Raw genomic sequence first — 13,843 nt, 5'->3', positions numbered from 1 at the left:
TCACCGTGGCACTGTGATGCCTCGGCGGGGGCGAGTCCATCGATTACACACATTGGTGGTGGACAAACATCGAGGGTTGGACCCAGGCCGTTGTAGGAGCGGGTTTACCCGCGAAGAGGCCAGCACAGGTTGCAAACAAGACCTCACTGCCCGTCTGCAGTCTCCTGCACACCCTTGAACCACTTCTGCTCAAGTTCGGCAGTCCGGCCACTGTCTTTCAAACGTTGCAACGCGTTGTTTACGGCACTTTCAAAAGCCGGGTTGTCCTTCTGGAACGGGATCACCAGCTTCTTCTCGCCAATCGGCAGGCTCACATCGAGCGGGCCGTCGCCTGTAAGCGATTCACTCGACGGGGTGAATGCGATGTCGTACTTGCCACTCTCGACACCCGCCAGCACTTCGGCAGACGGGGCTTCGACGAACTCGGCGCGCAAATCCAGTTCCTTGGCCAGGGCCTGGCCAAATTCGATGTCGAAACCTGTCAGGTGGTCGTCTTGTTTGAAGGCGTATGGCGAGTTCTCGGCCTGTACGGCAATGCGCAGTTCGCCCCGGTCGGCGATTTCGTCGATCAGCTCTGCCTGAGCCAATGGACTGATCAGTACTGCCAGCAGTACCCCTATGGTCGAACGCATGTATGCCCCTTTTCTTTTAGCAGTTTGAAATCGATCGCCACGGCTTTCTTCCTCGCCGTAATCGAGCGCAGCCTATGACCTTCAAGCCTCGGCATTGTTTAACCCTGACTGAAATATTTCTGCCAGGCAATGTGAACACCTTGGCGGTTATTTCAACTAAGGTGAACTACCGCCGCGTTTGGATGACAGGCTGCGGTCAATAAGTGAACCACAGGAGAAGTGAATGAACAGCCTATTTTCGCGTGCTGCCGTTGCCGGTCTGCTGATGGGAGCGTCGGTGTTCGCCAGTGCCGCAGACGCCCTGAAGAGCCAGGAGCCGCCCAAGGAGGCGAAGGTCTTCATCGTTTCCCCCGCCGATGGTGCCACGGTCGACAAGACCTTCACCGTCAAGTTCGGTATCGAGGGTATGGGCCTCAAACCTGCGGGTGACCAAACCCCGCACACCGGGCACCACCATCTGCTGGTGGATGTCGACAAAGAGCCGGTGGCTGACATGCCGCTGCCGACCAGCCTGATGCCAGAGGCCGGCGTCGCACTGCCGAAGGGGCCGCAAGTGCTGCACTTCGGCAAGGCACAGACCGAAACCAGCATTACCCTGACCCCGGGCAAGCACACCCTGCAACTGATTCTGGGTGACCAGTATCATGTGCCGTTCAAGCCTAGCGTCGAGTCGACGAAGATCACGGTTGAAGTGAAATAAAAAAAGGGAGGCCACCAGGGCCTCCCTTTTTCATACCGCCAGCGACCTTAGAACAGGACGCGCGAACGGATGGTGCCTTTGACCTGTTGCAGTTTTTCCTGCGCCAGGTCCGAGTACTCGGCGTCAACGTCGATTACCACGTAACCGACTTTCTCGTTGGTCTGCAGGAACTGACCGGAGATGTTGATACCGTTCTCGGCGAAGACCTTGTTGATCTCGCTGAGCACGCCCGGGATGTTTTCGTGGATGTGCAGCAGACGGTGCTTGCCTGGGTGAGCCGGCAGGGCCACTTCTGGGAAGTTGACCGAGGACACCGAAGTACCGTTGTCGCTGTACTTGACCAGTTTCTCGGCCACTTCCAGGCCGATGTTGGCCTGGGCTTCGGCGGTGGAACCACCGATGTGCGGGGTCAGGATCACGTTGTCGAGGCCGCGCAGCGGGCTCTCGAACTCTTCGTCGTTGGAGCGTGGCTCGACCGGGAACACGTCGATGGCGGCGCCGATCAGGTGCTTGTCCTTGATGGCAGCGGCCAGGTGGTCTAGTTCGACCACGGTGCCACGGGCGGCGTTGATCAGGATCGCGCCCTTCTTCATCGAGCGGATTTCCTTCTCGCCGATCATCCACTGGGTGGAGGGCAGCTCAGGCACGTGCAGCGAGACGATGTCAGCCAGGCCCAGCAGCTCGTTCAGGCTGGTGACCTGCACGGCGTTGCCCAGTGGCAGCTTGGTCAGCGGGTCGAAGAAGTACACCTGCATGCCCATGTTCTCAGCCAGTACCGAAAGCTGGGTACCAATCGAGCCGTAGCCGACGATGCCCAGTTTCTTGCCGCGGATTTCGAACGAGTTGGCCGCGCTCTTGATCCAGCCACCACGGTGGCAGGAGGCGTTCTTCTCAGGGATGCCGCGCAGCAGCAGGATGGCTTCGGCCAGCACCAGCTCGGCCACCGAACGGGTGTTGGAGTACGGTGCGTTGAACACGGCGATACCGCGCGCGCGGGCAGCTTCCAGGTCAACCTGGTTGGTACCGATGCAGAAGCAGCCAACAGCGACCAGTTTCTTGGCGCAGTCGAAGATCTCTTCAGTGAGCTGGGTACGCGAACGGATGCCGATGAAGTGGGCATCAGCGATCTTTTCCTTCAGCTCGGCTTCCGGCAACGAACCAGTGAGGTATTCGATGTTGGTGTAGCCGGCGGCCTTGAGAGTATCGACCGCGTTCTGGTGCACACCTTCAAGAAGAAGGAACCGGATCTTGCTCTTGTCGAGAGAAGTCTTGCTCATCTGCGTAAACCTGTATCCCGGAGATAAATTGGCGAGGGGTGATGCCAGGCGCGAGGGCAGCCTTAGCATGAACAGCGGGAGGGCTATGCTAGCATACGCGACACAATCTGAGCTTATCCCGACAGGTGAAGAGTGCTCAGGGTGACCATGAATAAGTCGAGAGTTCCAGCGATGACCCACCCCGCTGTTATTGAAGAACTGATGACCCTTGTCGACCCTGGCAAGGTCCTGACTGACCCGGTTTCCCTCGAAGCGTATGGCAAGGACTGGACCAAGCATTACCCGCCAGCGCCCAGCGCCATCGTCTTTCCCAAAACGATAGAACAGGTGCAAGCCATTGTGCACTGGGCCAATGCGCACAAGGTGGCGCTGGTGCCCTCTGGTGGGCGCACCGGGCTTTCTGCCGGCGCCGTGGCGGCCAATGGCGAGGTTGTCGTCGCCTTCGACTACATGAACCAGATCCTTGGCTTCAATGCTTTCGACCGTACTGTGGTTTGCCAGCCAGGGGTCGTCACCCGCCAGCTGCAAACCTACGCCGAAGAGCAAGGTCTCTATTACCCGGTGGACTTCGCTTCCAGCGGTTCCAGCCAGATTGGCGGCAATATCGGCACCAATGCCGGCGGGATCAAGGTGATTCGTTACGGTATGACCCGCAACTGGGTGGCCGGGCTGAAAGTGGTCACCGGCAAGGGCGAGTTGCTGGAGCTGAACAAAGACCTGATCAAGAACGCCACCGGCTACGACCTGCGCCAGCTGTTCATTGGTGCCGAGGGTACGCTGGGCTTCGTGGTCGAGGCCACCATGCGCCTGGACCGCGCACCGCGCAACCTCACCGCCATGGTGCTGGGCACACCGGACTTCGACGCTATCATGCCGGTGCTGCACGCCTTCCAGGGCAAGCTGGACCTGACCGCTTTCGAGTTCTTCTCCGACAAGGGGTTGGCCAAGATCCTCGCCCGCGGCGATGTGCCTGCGCCATTCGCGACGGATTGCCCGTTCTATGCGCTGCTGGAGTTCGAGGCCAGCACTGAAGAGGTTGCCAATGAAGCATTGGCTACCTTCGAGCACTGCGTCGAGCAGGGTTGGGTGCTGGATGGGGTGATGAGCCAGAGCGAAAGCCAGCTGAGAAACCTGTGGAAGCTGCGCGAGTACCTGTCGGAAACCATCTCGCACTGGACACCGTACAAGAACGACATTTCCGTCACCGTCTCGAAAGTGCCTGCGTTCCTGCGCGATATCGACGCCATCGTCTCAGCGCATTACCCGGACTATGAAGTGGTGTGGTACGGCCATATTGGTGACGGCAACCTGCACCTGAACATCCTCAAGCCTGAGCATATGAGCAAGGACGACTTCTTCGCTTCGTGTGCCAAGGTCAACAAGTGGGTGTTCGAGATCGTCGAGCGTTACAACGGGTCGATTTCTGCCGAGCATGGCGTGGGCATGACCAAGCGTGACTACCTGGGCTACAGCCGCTCCCCCGAAGAAATCGCCTGCATGAAGGCAATAAAGGCCGTGTTCGACCCTAACGGCATCATGAATCCGGGTAAGATCTTCGCACCTGAATAAAAAGCAGTATCCAGAAGGAGTCGGCCATGAGTTACCAGCACCAGTACGTAGACGGCACGCGCATTCACTTCCCCCTGGGCAAGGTGGTGTGCATCGGCCGTAACTATGCCGAGCATGCCAAGGAACTGGACAACCCGATCCCCACCGAGCCGCTGCTGTTCATCAAGCCAGGCAGCTGCGTGGTGCCGGCCGAAGGTGGCTTCAAGATCCCGGCCGAGCGTGGCTCGGTGCACTATGAGGTTGAAATTGCCGTGCTGCTGGGCAAGCCGCTGTCGACCCACCCGAGCGAGGAAGAGGTGCTGGACGCCATTTCCGGTTACGCACCGGCGCTGGACCTGACCCTGCGCGACGTGCAGGCCAAACTGAAGGAAAAGGGGCTGCCTTGGGAGCTGGCCAAGTGCTTTGACGGCGCTTGCGTGCTGCCACCGTTCGTCTCGTCCGCCAGCTTTGAGGACGTGACAGACATCCCGGTGCGCCTGACCGTGAACGGCGAAGTGCGCCAGGAGGGTAACAGCGCGATGATGCTGAACCCGATCGTGCCGATGATCCAGTACATGGCAGCGCATTTCTCGCTACAAGCGGGGGATGTAATCCTCACCGGTACCCCGGCGGGTGTTGGGCCGTTCAATGTCGGTGACGAGCTGGTGCTGGAACTGCCGGGTGTGAGCCGCTTCGAAAGCCGGGTGCTTTAACTCGAAACCGCGTCGCCTTTTTCGCGGGTAAACCCGCTCCTACAGGGAACGCGTCGCCTTCTTCGCGGGTAAACCCGCTCCTACAGGGATTGCAGCACCTTGGGAGCGGGCATGTCCGCGAAGAGGCAGGCACTGTTTACCGATTTTTCACACCCAATCCGGATAATGCGCGTACCTACGCCCATTTCCCCAGGATCACCGCATGCCGTCTTCCTCCAGCGCCCCGGTAACCCCCAAGCGTCGTTTCTACCTGCGCTGGCCCTTCGGCCTGGCCGTGGCGGCGGTGATCGGCTATGGCGTGGCCGTGGCCATGCACTGGGATGACCGCGGTGCACTGTGGGTAAAAGAAGGCTTCGAAAGCACCGCCGAGCGCAGCGAAAGCGTGTGGCTGCCGGATTACCAGGTGGACATCGACGCCAAGCCGTTGCCAGGCATGGAGGATGACGAAGCCTCGGACGTTGCCTTCAACCCGCAAACCCGTACCCTGTTCGCGGTCATGGGCAAGAACCCGATCCTGGTCGAGCTGAGCCTGGAGGGCGATGTACTGCGCAAGATCCCGCTCAACGGCTGGAACAACCCCGAAGGCATCGCGGTGCTGGAAGACGGCAACCTGGCCATCACCGACGAGCGCCTGCATGACCTGACCGTGGTCAAGGTGAACGCGCAGACCACCGCGCTGAACCACGATGACTTCCCGAGCCATGACCTGGGCCCTTCGGCCAAGAGCAACAAGGGCTTCGAGGCCATCGCCTGGGACCCGCTGCGCCAGCGCCTGATCATTGGTGAGGAGCGCCCGCCCAAGCTGTACACCTGGAACACCGATGGCCGCAGCCCGCTCAAGGGTGAGAAGCAGCCGTTGCCTAGCGATGAGCTCGACTTGCGCAACCTGTCTGCGCTGGGTGTCGACCCGCGTACTGGCCACCTGCTGGTGCTTTCGGCCGACTCCAACATGCTGCTGGAGCTGGACGAGCAGGGCCAGCAAGTCAGCTTCATGACGCTGCTGGGCGGCTTCAACGGGCTTGAAGGCACCATTCCGCGGGCTGAAGGGGTGGCCATGGACGACAAGGGCACCTTGTACATGGTCAGCGAGCCGGCGCTTTTCTATCGATTCAAAAAGAACTGACAACATCATCAGAATTGCCTGACGCTTGCATTAAGCTTTGCTTCAGCCATTCATGATTAGATTCGCCACCCCTGTGTCGAGTCTGTCCCTATGCGTCGTTTTGTTCGCCTGTTCCTTGTTCTGGCTGCCCTTGGTCTGCTCCTGCTTGGCTGGGCAGGGCAGGAGTTTCGCCTGTTCGAGCGTGGCTGGTTCAATCTGAAGACCTGGTGGCAGCCTATGGAGCGCAGCATTGGTCTGGATCGCTACCGGGTGGTGCTGGAGGCGCAGCCGATCGAAGGGCTGGATGATGACATTTCGGCGCTGACCTACGACCCCGACCGCAAAACCCTCTTCACGGTCACCAACGCCCGTTCGGAGCTGATCGAGCTGTCGCTGGATGGCCGTATCCTGCGGCGTGTGCCGCTGACTGGCTTCGGCGACCCGGAGGCTGTGGAGTACGTTGGGCCTAACAGCTATGTGATCACCGACGAGCGTCAGCAACGGCTGATTCGCGTACGGCTGGAAGACGACACGATGTTTCTCGATGCCGGTGATGCCGAACAGCTGACATTGGGTATTGGTCTCAATGGCAACAAAGGCTTCGAGGGCCTGGCCTACGATTCGGCGGGCAAGCGCCTGTTCGTGGCGAAAGAGCGTGACCCGATGCTGATCTATGAGGTGCATGGCTTCCCGCATGACAATCCGGAAAAGCCCTACGCCGTGCATGTGGTGCAGGACCGCAAGCGCGATTCACGGTTGTTTGTACGGGATTTGTCGAGTTTGCAGTTCGATGAACGCAGCGGGCATTTGCTGGCATTGTCGGACGAGTCGCGGTTGGTGCTGGAGCTGGATGTACAGGGCCAGCCGCTGAGTACCTTGTCGTTGCGCAAGGGCTTCCAGGGGTTGCAGGCGACGGTGCCGCAGGCGGAGGGGATTGCGATGGATGACGCGGGGACCATTTACCTGGTCAGTGAGCCGAACCTGTTCTATGTGTTCAAGCAGCCGACTGACTGATCGCCTGTCAGGGCCTGTTCGCGGGTAAACCCGCTCCTACAGGGATCGCCACGGCTCCAGGCCGGTGGGGTACCTTGTAGGAGCGGGTTTACCCGCGAAGGGTTTTACTCGGCCTTCAGGCTCTTCACGCCTTCAGCGGTACCCAGCAGCAGCAGATCCGCCGGCCGCGCCGCGAACAGACCATTGGTGACCACGCCGACGATGGCGTTGATTTGCGCTTCCAGTTCCACCGGGTTGGTGATCTGCAGGTTGTACACATCCAGGATCACGTTGCCGTTGTCGGTGACCACGCCTTCACGGTACACCGGATCGCCACCCAGCTTCACCAGCTGACGTGCCACGTGGCTGCGGGCCATGGGGATCACTTCGACCGGCAGCGGGAAGGCCCCCAGTACCGGCACCAGCTTGCTGCCGTCGGCGATGCAGATGAAGGTCTTGGCCACGGCCGCGACGATCTTTTCGCGGGTCAGGGCTGCGCCGCCGCCCTTGATCAGGTGCAGGTGTGCGTCGCTCTCGTCAGCACCGTCCACGTAAAACTCAAGCTCGCTGACGCTGTTCAGTTCGTAGACCGGGATGCCATGGCCCTTCAGGCGCTGGGCAGTGGCTTCGGAGCTGGCGACTGCGCCGTCGAACGCGGTCTTGTGCTGAGCCAGGGCATCGATGAAGAAGTTGGCGGTCGAACCGGTACCGACGCCTACGACGCTCTTTTCATCCAGCTTGGGCAGAATGAAGTCGACAGCGGCCTGGGCGACGGCCTGTTTGAGTTGGTCCTGGGTCATGCGGGCTCCGGAAGGGGCAGGGCGGTTTCAAAGTTGCCTAGTATAACGGCTCGCACGGCTTTGCTGTGGTCGCCCGACGTAGCGCTGGGGTAGACTCCCAGCCCTCGTCCCGCGGCCCAGTGATGCTTTCCCGATGCTCGAACAGTACGTCAAGAAGATCCTCACCTCGCGCGTCTATGACGTTGCCGTCGAAACCCCGTTGCAGAGCGCCGGGCAGCTGAGCAAGCGCCTGGGCAACCAGATTCTGCTCAAGCGCGAAGACCTGCAGCCAGTATTCTCGTTCAAGATCCGCGGCGCCTATAACAAATTGGCCCAGCTGAGCCCGGAAGAACTGGCCCGTGGCGTGGTCACCGCCTCGGCCGGCAACCACGCCCAAGGCTTGGCCCTGGCCGCGCGCGAAATGGGCATCAAGGCCACCATCGTGATGCCCAAGACTACTCCGGAGATCAAGGTCGAAGGCGTGCGCTCGCGCGGTGGCAAGGTGGTGCTGCATGGCGACTCGTTCCCTGAGGCACTGGCCTACTCGCTGAAACTGGTCGATGAAAAGGGCTTCGTCTACGTTCACCCTTACGACGATCCGCACACCATCGCCGGGCAGGGCACCGTCGCCATGGAAATCCTGCGCCAACACCCTGGCCAGCTGGATGCGATCTTCGTGCCGGTGGGCGGTGGCGGCTTGATCGCTGGCATTGCTGCCTACGTGAAGTACCTGCGCCCGGAAATCAAGGTAATCGGTGTCGAGCCGGACGATTCCAATTGCCTGCAGGCGGCCATGGCTGCCGGTGAGCGCGTGGTGCTGCCGCAGGTCGGGCTGTTCGCCGATGGCGTGGCGGTGGCGCAGATTGGCCAGCACACGTTCGATATATGCCGCCACCATGTGGACGAAGTCGTCACTGTCAGTACCGATGAGATCTGTGCAGCAATCAAGGATATCTACGACGATACCCGCTCGATCACCGAGCCTGCTGGCGCGCTGGGTGTGGCGGGCATCAAGAAGTACGTCGAGCTATACGGCGTCAGCGGCCAGACCCTGGTGGCCATCGACTCCGGTGCCAACGTCAATTTCGATCGCCTGCGCCATGTGGCCGAGCGTGCCGAGCTGGGTGAGAAGCGCGAGGCGATCATCGCCGTGACCATCCCTGAGCGCCCGGGTAGCTTCAAGGCCTTCTGCGAGGCTATCGGCAAGCGTCAGATCACCGAGTTCAACTACCGCAAGCACACCTCTGACGAAGCGCATATCTTCGTTGGGGTGCAGACCCACCCGGAAAACGACCCCCGCGCAGCGCTGGTGCAGCAACTGACCGAGCAGGGCTTCCCGGTTACCGATCTGACCGACAACGAACTGGCCAAGCTGCATATTCGTCATATGGTCGGCGGCCACTCGGCCGGTGCCAGCGACGAAATGGTGCTGCGCTTCGAATTCCCCGAGCGGCCGGGGGCGCTGTTCAACTTCCTCAACAAGCTGGGCGGGCGCTGGAACATCTCGATGTTCCACTACCGCAACCATGGCGCGGCTGACGGGCGCGTGGTGGCGGGGCTGCAGGTGCCGGAGGACGAACGTCACCTGGTGCCGGCAGCGCTGGCCAAGATTGGTTACCCGTACTGGGACGAGACCGAAAACCCGGCCTACAAACTGTTCCTGGGCTGAGCGGCTAAGCTAGGGCTGATGGCCTGTTTAAGGACGACCGAGACATGGAACACCTGACCACGCTCAAGACCCTGCACATCATCGCCACCGCGCTGCTGCTTCTGGGCGCCCTGGGCCTGGCGATCTGGACCTGGCGCGCCCGCCGCCAGGGCGATGCCGAAGCCTACGCCAAGCTGCTACGCCGGCCGTTGGTGTTCGTCTGGCTGATGATGGGCCTGTGCCTGGTGAGCATGCCGTTCACCGGCTGGTGGCTGGTACACCTGGTGGGCTGGCCACTGGGGCAGACCTGGGTGTTGGCATCCAGTGTCATCTATACCTTCGGTGCGTTTGCCGTGTGGTGGCTGCTGGTGCGGCTGAACCGGCTGCGCAAGGCCGAGGTAGTGGGGTTGCGGTTTACCTTGGCGCTGGCGGTGTTCAGTGGGGTTTGCTTCCTGTCCATTGCCGGGCTGATGGGGGCCAAGCCGGTCTGACAGCCTTGTGCTGATTGTGCCGGCCTATTCGCGGGTGAACCCGCTCCTACAGGTACAGCGCAGCCCTCAAGGCCTGTGGTGATTCCTGTGGGAGCGGGCGTGCCCGCGAAAAGACCGGCACGGAAAACCTCAATCCCGCAGCGAGATCACCGGCCATCCACGCTTATCCGCCTCGGCCCGCAGGTCCGGGGCCGGGTCCACTGCCACTGCATGCGTCACCCGCTGCAACAACGGCAGGTCATTCATCGAGTCGCTATAGAAGTAGCTGTCCTCAAGATCAAAGCCGTTCTCCAGCATCCAGCGTTCCAGCCGCGTCACTTTGCCTTCACGGAAACACGGTATATCGGTACTACGCCCGGTGTAGCGGCCGTCGCGCACCTCGCATTCGGTTGCCAGCAACACCCGCACCCCCAGGCGCCGGGCGATCGGTGCGGTGACGAAGCGGTTGGTAGCGGTGATGATCACCAGCTGGTCACCCGCCTCGCGGTGCTGCTGCAGCAAGGCCAGGGCCTTGGGCAGGACGATGGGCTCGATGCAGTCGCGCATGAAGTCGCGGTGCCATTCGTCGAGCTGGGGCATGGGTGTTGCCGCCAGGATTTCCATTGAAAAGGCCAGGTAGGCCTGCAGGTCCAGGGTGCCATTGAGGTAATCCTGGTAGAAGCTGTCGTTGCGTTGCTTGTAGGCGACCGGGTCGAGAATGCCGCGCTCGCAAAGATAGTCACCCCAGGCATGGTCGCTGTCGCCACCGAGGAGGGTATTGTCCAGGTCGAATAAAGCCAGGCGCATCGCGGTCACTCGCATCAGCCACAGGGTAGGCCCGCAGAATACGGAGTTTTCACGCAGCTGCACATAAGCTTGGCGGGCGCGTTGCTGCGCTCGCAAGCTTTGTGGAACAATGCGTTGACATGCGTTTGCGAGGTTGCTGCCGTGATCGACCCGGATGGTTTTCGCCCCAATGTCGGGATCATTCTCACGAATGATGCCGGGCAGGTGCTATGGGCTCGACGGATCAACCAGGATGCCTGGCAATTCCCCCAGGGTGGTATCAACCCTGACGAGACGCCGGAAGACGCCCTGTACCGCGAGCTGAACGAAGAAGTTGGCCTTGAACGCGACGATGTAGAAATTCTTGCCTGCACCCGTGGCTGGTTGCGTTATCGTTTACCCCAGCGATTGGTACGTACCCACAGCCAGCCGCTGTGCATCGGCCAGAAGCAGAAGTGGTTCCTGCTGCGCCTGGTGAGCAACGAACAACGGGTGCGGATGGACCTGACCGGCAAGCCGGAATTCGACGGCTGGCGCTGGGTGAGCTATTGGTATCCGCTGGGCCAGGTTGTGACATTCAAGCGCGAGGTGTACCGGCGCGCCCTGAAAGAGCTAGCACCGCGTCTGTTGACGCGCGACTGACGACGGAGTTCGACCCCGAGCCATGCTCAATACGCTGCGCAAGATCGTCCAGGAAGTAAACTCCGCCAAAGATCTCAAGTCGGCGTTGGGGATCATTGTCTTGCGCGTCAAGGAAGCCATGGGCAGCCAGGTCTGCTCGGTCTACCTGCTCGACCCGGAAACCAACCGCTTCGTGCTGATGGCGACCGAAGGCCTGAACAAGCGCTCCATCGGCAAGGTCAGCATGGCCCCCAACGAAGGCCTGGTTGGCCTGGTCGGTACCCGGGAAGAGCCGCTGAACCTGGAAAACGCCGCCGACCACCCGCGTTACCGCTACTTTGCCGAAACCGGCGAAGAGAAATTCGCCTCCTTCCTGGGGGCGCCGATCATCCACCACCGCCGTGTGGTCGGGGTATTGGTCATCCAGCAAAAGGAGCGCCGCCAGTTCGACGAGGGCGAGGAAGCCTTCCTGGTCACCATGAGCGCCCAGCTTGCCGGGGTTATCGCCCACGCCGAGGCTACCGGCTCGATCCGTGGCCTGGGCCGTCAGGGCAAAGGTATTCAGGAAGCGCGCTTCGTGGGTGTGCCGGGTTCGCCTGGTGCCGCGGTGGGGCGTGCGGTGGTGATGTTGCCGCCGGCCGACCTGGAAGTGGTCCCGGACAAGACCGTCGATGACATCGACGCCGAACTCAAGCTGTTCCAGAACGCCCTGGAAGGTGTGCGCGACGACATGCGCAAGCTGTCGGCCAAACTGGCCACCCAGCTGCGCCCGGAAGAACGTGCGCTGTTCGATGTCTATCTGATGATGCTTGAAGACGCAGCCCTGGGCGGTGAGGTGACCGAGGTCATCAAGACCGGCCAATGGGCCCAGGGCGCCCTGCGCCAGGTGGTTGGTGAGCACGTCAACCGCTTTGAGCTGATGGACGACGACTACCTGCGTGAGCGTGCCTCCGACGTCAAGGACCTGGGGCGCCGCCTTTTGGCCTACCTGCAGGAAGCGCGCTCGCAGTCGCTGGTGTATGCCGACAACACCATCCTGGTCAGTGAGGAACTGACACCGGCCATGCTCGGTGAAGTGCCGGAAGGCAAGCTGGTCGGCCTGGTCTCGGTACTCGGCTCGGGCAACTCCCACGTCGCCATCCTCGCGCGGGCCATGGGTATCCCCACGGTGATGGGCCTGGTCGACCTGCCATACTCCAAGGTCGACGGTATTGAACTGATCGTCGACGGCTACAAGGGCGAGGTGTTCACCAACCCCAGTGAAGTGCTGCGCAAGCAGTACAGCGAAGTGGTCGAGGAGGAACGCCAGCTGGCCCAAGGGCTGGATGCACTGCGCGAACTTCCGTGCGTCACCCCCGACGGCCATCGCATGCCCCTGTGGGTCAACACCGGCCTGCTCGCTGACGTGGCCCGTGCCCAGCAGCGCGGTGCCGAAGGGGTAGGCCTGTACCGCACTGAAGTGCCGTTCATGATCAACCAGCGCTTCCCCAGTGAGAAAGAGCAGCTGGCCATCTACCGTGAGCAGCTGGCGGCCTTCCACCCGCTGCCGGTGACCATGCGTACCCTCGACATCGGTGGCGACAAGGCACTGTCGTACTTCCCCATCAAGGAAGAAAACCCGTTCCTCGGCTGGCGCGGCATCCGCGTCACCCTCGACCACCCGGAAATCTTCCTGGTACAGACCCGCGCCATGCTCAAGGCCAGCGAGGGCCTGAACAACCTGCGCATCCTGCTGCCGATGATTTCCGGCATTCACGAGCTGGAAGAGGCGCTGCACCTGATCCACCGTGCCTGGGGTGAAGTGCGTGACGAAGGTACCGATGTACCGATGCCGCCCGTGGGGGTGATGGTGGAAATTCCGGCGGCGGTGTACCAGACCAAGGAGCTGGCGCGGCAGGTGGACTTCCTGTCGGTAGGCTCCAACGACCTGACCCAGTACCTGTTGGCGGTGGACCGCAACAACCCGCGGGTCGCCGACCTGTACGATTACCTGCACCCGGCGGTACTGCAGGCGCTGAACACGGTGGTGCGCGACGCCCATGGCGAAGGCAAGCCGGTGAGCATCTGCGGCGAGATGGCCGGTGACCCGGCGGCGGCGGTCCTGTTGATGGCCATGGGCTTCGACAGCCTGTCGATGAACGCCACCAACCTGCCGAAGGTCAAGTGGATGCTGCGCCAGATCAATATGGGCAAGGCCAAGGAACTGCTGGCCGAGGCCTTGAGCCATGACAACCCGCAGGTTATCCACAGCTCGCTGCAGCTGGCCCTGAAGAACCTTGGGTTGGCGCGGATGATTGGGCCTGGGGCTAATAAAACCTTGTGAGGGTGATGTGGTCTGTCCCGGCCTCTTCGCGGGTGAACCCGCTCCTACAACCGGCCTGCGCCTAAACCCCCGATGTGTGTCACCCGATTATTGTAGGAGCGGGTTTACCCGCGAATACGATGGCGGCGGCAACGGTGAACGGGTGGTGGAGATTGGCCAGCAGGTCCGGCCTCTTCGCGGGTGAACCCGCTCCTACAACGGATTTGGACACACTCTGGGGTTGGACACAGGCCGCTGTAGGAGCGGGTTTA

13 protein-coding genes are annotated in these 13,843 nt (G+C 61.4%); 9 read left to right on the top strand and 4 right to left on the bottom strand.

Annotated elements, in window-relative coordinates; all coding sequences use genetic code 11:
* Positions 1-143: 143 nt before the first annotated feature.
* Positions 144-632 (bottom strand): transporter substrate-binding domain-containing protein, encoded by a 489-nt coding sequence (locus ACZ889_RS02750; RefSeq protein ID WP_180689112.1) that lies wholly within the window; start codon positions 630-632, stop codon positions 144-146.
* Between the two features lie 223 nt (positions 633-855).
* Here ACZ889_RS02750 and ACZ889_RS02745 point away from each other — a divergent pair, with 223 nt between their 5' ends.
* Positions 856-1,332, top strand: a complete 477-nt coding sequence (locus ACZ889_RS02745; RefSeq protein ID WP_047603662.1) for a DUF4399 domain-containing protein — start codon at positions 856-858, stop codon at positions 1,330-1,332.
* 47 nt (positions 1,333-1,379) lie between these two features.
* On the opposite strand, the gene serA is transcribed toward ACZ889_RS02745, so the two are convergent.
* Positions 1,380-2,609: a phosphoglycerate dehydrogenase gene (gene serA, locus ACZ889_RS02740; RefSeq protein WP_003248995.1), complete on the bottom strand. Its 1,230-nt coding sequence runs from the start codon at positions 2,607-2,609 to the stop codon at positions 1,380-1,382.
* A 171-nt stretch (positions 2,610-2,780) separates the two neighbouring features.
* On the opposite strand from serA, the gene ACZ889_RS02735 reads away from it, so the two are divergent.
* The 4 genes from ACZ889_RS02735 (at position 2,781) to ACZ889_RS02720 (ending at position 6,986) form a co-directional block, all read left to right on the top strand.
* Entirely contained in the window at positions 2,781-4,178 is a 1,398-nt protein-coding gene (locus ACZ889_RS02735) for an FAD-binding oxidoreductase (protein ID WP_003248997.1), read from the top strand.
* Between the two features lie 26 nt (positions 4,179-4,204).
* Complete coding sequence (locus ACZ889_RS02730; protein ID WP_476257162.1) at positions 4,205-4,870, top strand: fumarylacetoacetate hydrolase family protein; 666 nt, start codon at positions 4,205-4,207, stop codon at positions 4,868-4,870.
* Between the two features lie 202 nt (positions 4,871-5,072).
* Positions 5,073-5,993 (top strand): SdiA-regulated domain-containing protein, encoded by a 921-nt coding sequence (locus ACZ889_RS02725; RefSeq protein ID WP_088512589.1) that lies wholly within the window; start codon positions 5,073-5,075, stop codon positions 5,991-5,993.
* A gap of 90 nt (positions 5,994-6,083) precedes the next feature.
* Positions 6,084-6,986 (top strand): SdiA-regulated domain-containing protein, encoded by a 903-nt coding sequence (locus ACZ889_RS02720; RefSeq protein ID WP_180689114.1) that lies wholly within the window; start codon positions 6,084-6,086, stop codon positions 6,984-6,986.
* 104 nt (positions 6,987-7,090) lie between these two features.
* Here the strand turns inward: ACZ889_RS02720 and rpiA are convergent, their stop codons facing one another.
* The gene (gene rpiA / locus ACZ889_RS02715) at positions 7,091-7,765 is read right to left on the bottom strand and encodes a ribose-5-phosphate isomerase RpiA (RefSeq protein ID WP_003249004.1); all 675 of its coding nucleotides are present in this window, start codon (positions 7,763-7,765) and stop codon (positions 7,091-7,093) included.
* Between the two features lie 133 nt (positions 7,766-7,898).
* On the opposite strand from rpiA, the gene ilvA reads away from it, so the two are divergent.
* Together ilvA and ACZ889_RS02705 are read left to right on the top strand one after the other, a co-directional pair.
* Positions 7,899-9,413, top strand: coding sequence for a threonine ammonia-lyase, biosynthetic (ilvA, locus tag ACZ889_RS02710; protein ID WP_003249006.1), 1,515 nt, complete (start codon positions 7,899-7,901; stop codon positions 9,411-9,413).
* A gap of 44 nt (positions 9,414-9,457) precedes the next feature.
* Positions 9,458-9,883 (top strand): DUF2269 domain-containing protein, encoded by a 426-nt coding sequence (locus ACZ889_RS02705; protein ID WP_047603659.1) that lies wholly within the window; start codon positions 9,458-9,460, stop codon positions 9,881-9,883.
* Positions 9,884-10,012: 129 nt separating this feature from the next.
* Here ACZ889_RS02705 and ACZ889_RS02700 read toward each other — a convergent pair whose 3' ends face one another.
* Positions 10,013-10,669, bottom strand: a complete 657-nt coding sequence (locus tag ACZ889_RS02700; RefSeq protein WP_012054017.1) for a histidinol-phosphatase — start codon at positions 10,667-10,669, stop codon at positions 10,013-10,015.
* A gap of 141 nt (positions 10,670-10,810) precedes the next feature.
* Here ACZ889_RS02700 and ACZ889_RS02695 point away from each other — a divergent pair, with 141 nt between their 5' ends.
* The gene (locus ACZ889_RS02695) at positions 10,811-11,290 is read left to right on the top strand and encodes an RNA pyrophosphohydrolase (protein WP_003249017.1); all 480 of its coding nucleotides are present in this window, start codon (positions 10,811-10,813) and stop codon (positions 11,288-11,290) included.
* A 22-nt stretch (positions 11,291-11,312) separates the two neighbouring features.
* Positions 11,313-13,592, top strand: coding sequence for a phosphoenolpyruvate--protein phosphotransferase (gene ptsP, locus ACZ889_RS02690; protein ID WP_003249020.1), 2,280 nt, complete (start codon positions 11,313-11,315; stop codon positions 13,590-13,592).
* The last annotated feature ends 251 nt before the right edge of the window (positions 13,593-13,843 follow it).

The organism is Pseudomonas sp. TE3895, from assembly GCF_056278855.1.
The sequence above is the reverse complement of the archived record's forward strand: the minus strand, read 5'-3'. Positions and strand labels throughout refer to the sequence as shown.

Coding starts and splice junctions, on each gene's coding strand:
- serA (WP_003248995.1), bottom strand. CDS start 2,609: ATGAGCAAGACTTCTCTCGACAAGAGCAAGATCCGGTTCCTTCTTCTT.
- ptsP (WP_003249020.1), top strand. CDS start 11,313: ATGCTCAATACGCTGCGCAAGATCGTCCAGGAAGTAAACTCCGCCAAA.
- ACZ889_RS02735 (WP_003248997.1), top strand. CDS start 2,781: ATGACCCACCCCGCTGTTATTGAAGAACTGATGACCCTTGTCGACCCT.
- ACZ889_RS02725 (WP_088512589.1), top strand. CDS start 5,073: ATGCCGTCTTCCTCCAGCGCCCCGGTAACCCCCAAGCGTCGTTTCTAC.
- ilvA (WP_003249006.1), top strand. CDS start 7,899: ATGCTCGAACAGTACGTCAAGAAGATCCTCACCTCGCGCGTCTATGAC.
- ACZ889_RS02745 (WP_047603662.1), top strand. CDS start 856: ATGAACAGCCTATTTTCGCGTGCTGCCGTTGCCGGTCTGCTGATGGGA.
- rpiA (WP_003249004.1), bottom strand. CDS start 7,765: ATGACCCAGGACCAACTCAAACAGGCCGTCGCCCAGGCCGCTGTCGAC.
- ACZ889_RS02730 (WP_476257162.1), top strand. CDS start 4,205: ATGAGTTACCAGCACCAGTACGTAGACGGCACGCGCATTCACTTCCCC.
- ACZ889_RS02720 (WP_180689114.1), top strand. CDS start 6,084: ATGCGTCGTTTTGTTCGCCTGTTCCTTGTTCTGGCTGCCCTTGGTCTG.
- ACZ889_RS02750 (WP_180689112.1), bottom strand. CDS start 632: ATGCGTTCGACCATAGGGGTACTGCTGGCAGTACTGATCAGTCCATTG.
- ACZ889_RS02705 (WP_047603659.1), top strand. CDS start 9,458: ATGGAACACCTGACCACGCTCAAGACCCTGCACATCATCGCCACCGCG.
- ACZ889_RS02700 (WP_012054017.1), bottom strand. CDS start 10,669: ATGCGCCTGGCTTTATTCGACCTGGACAATACCCTCCTCGGTGGCGAC.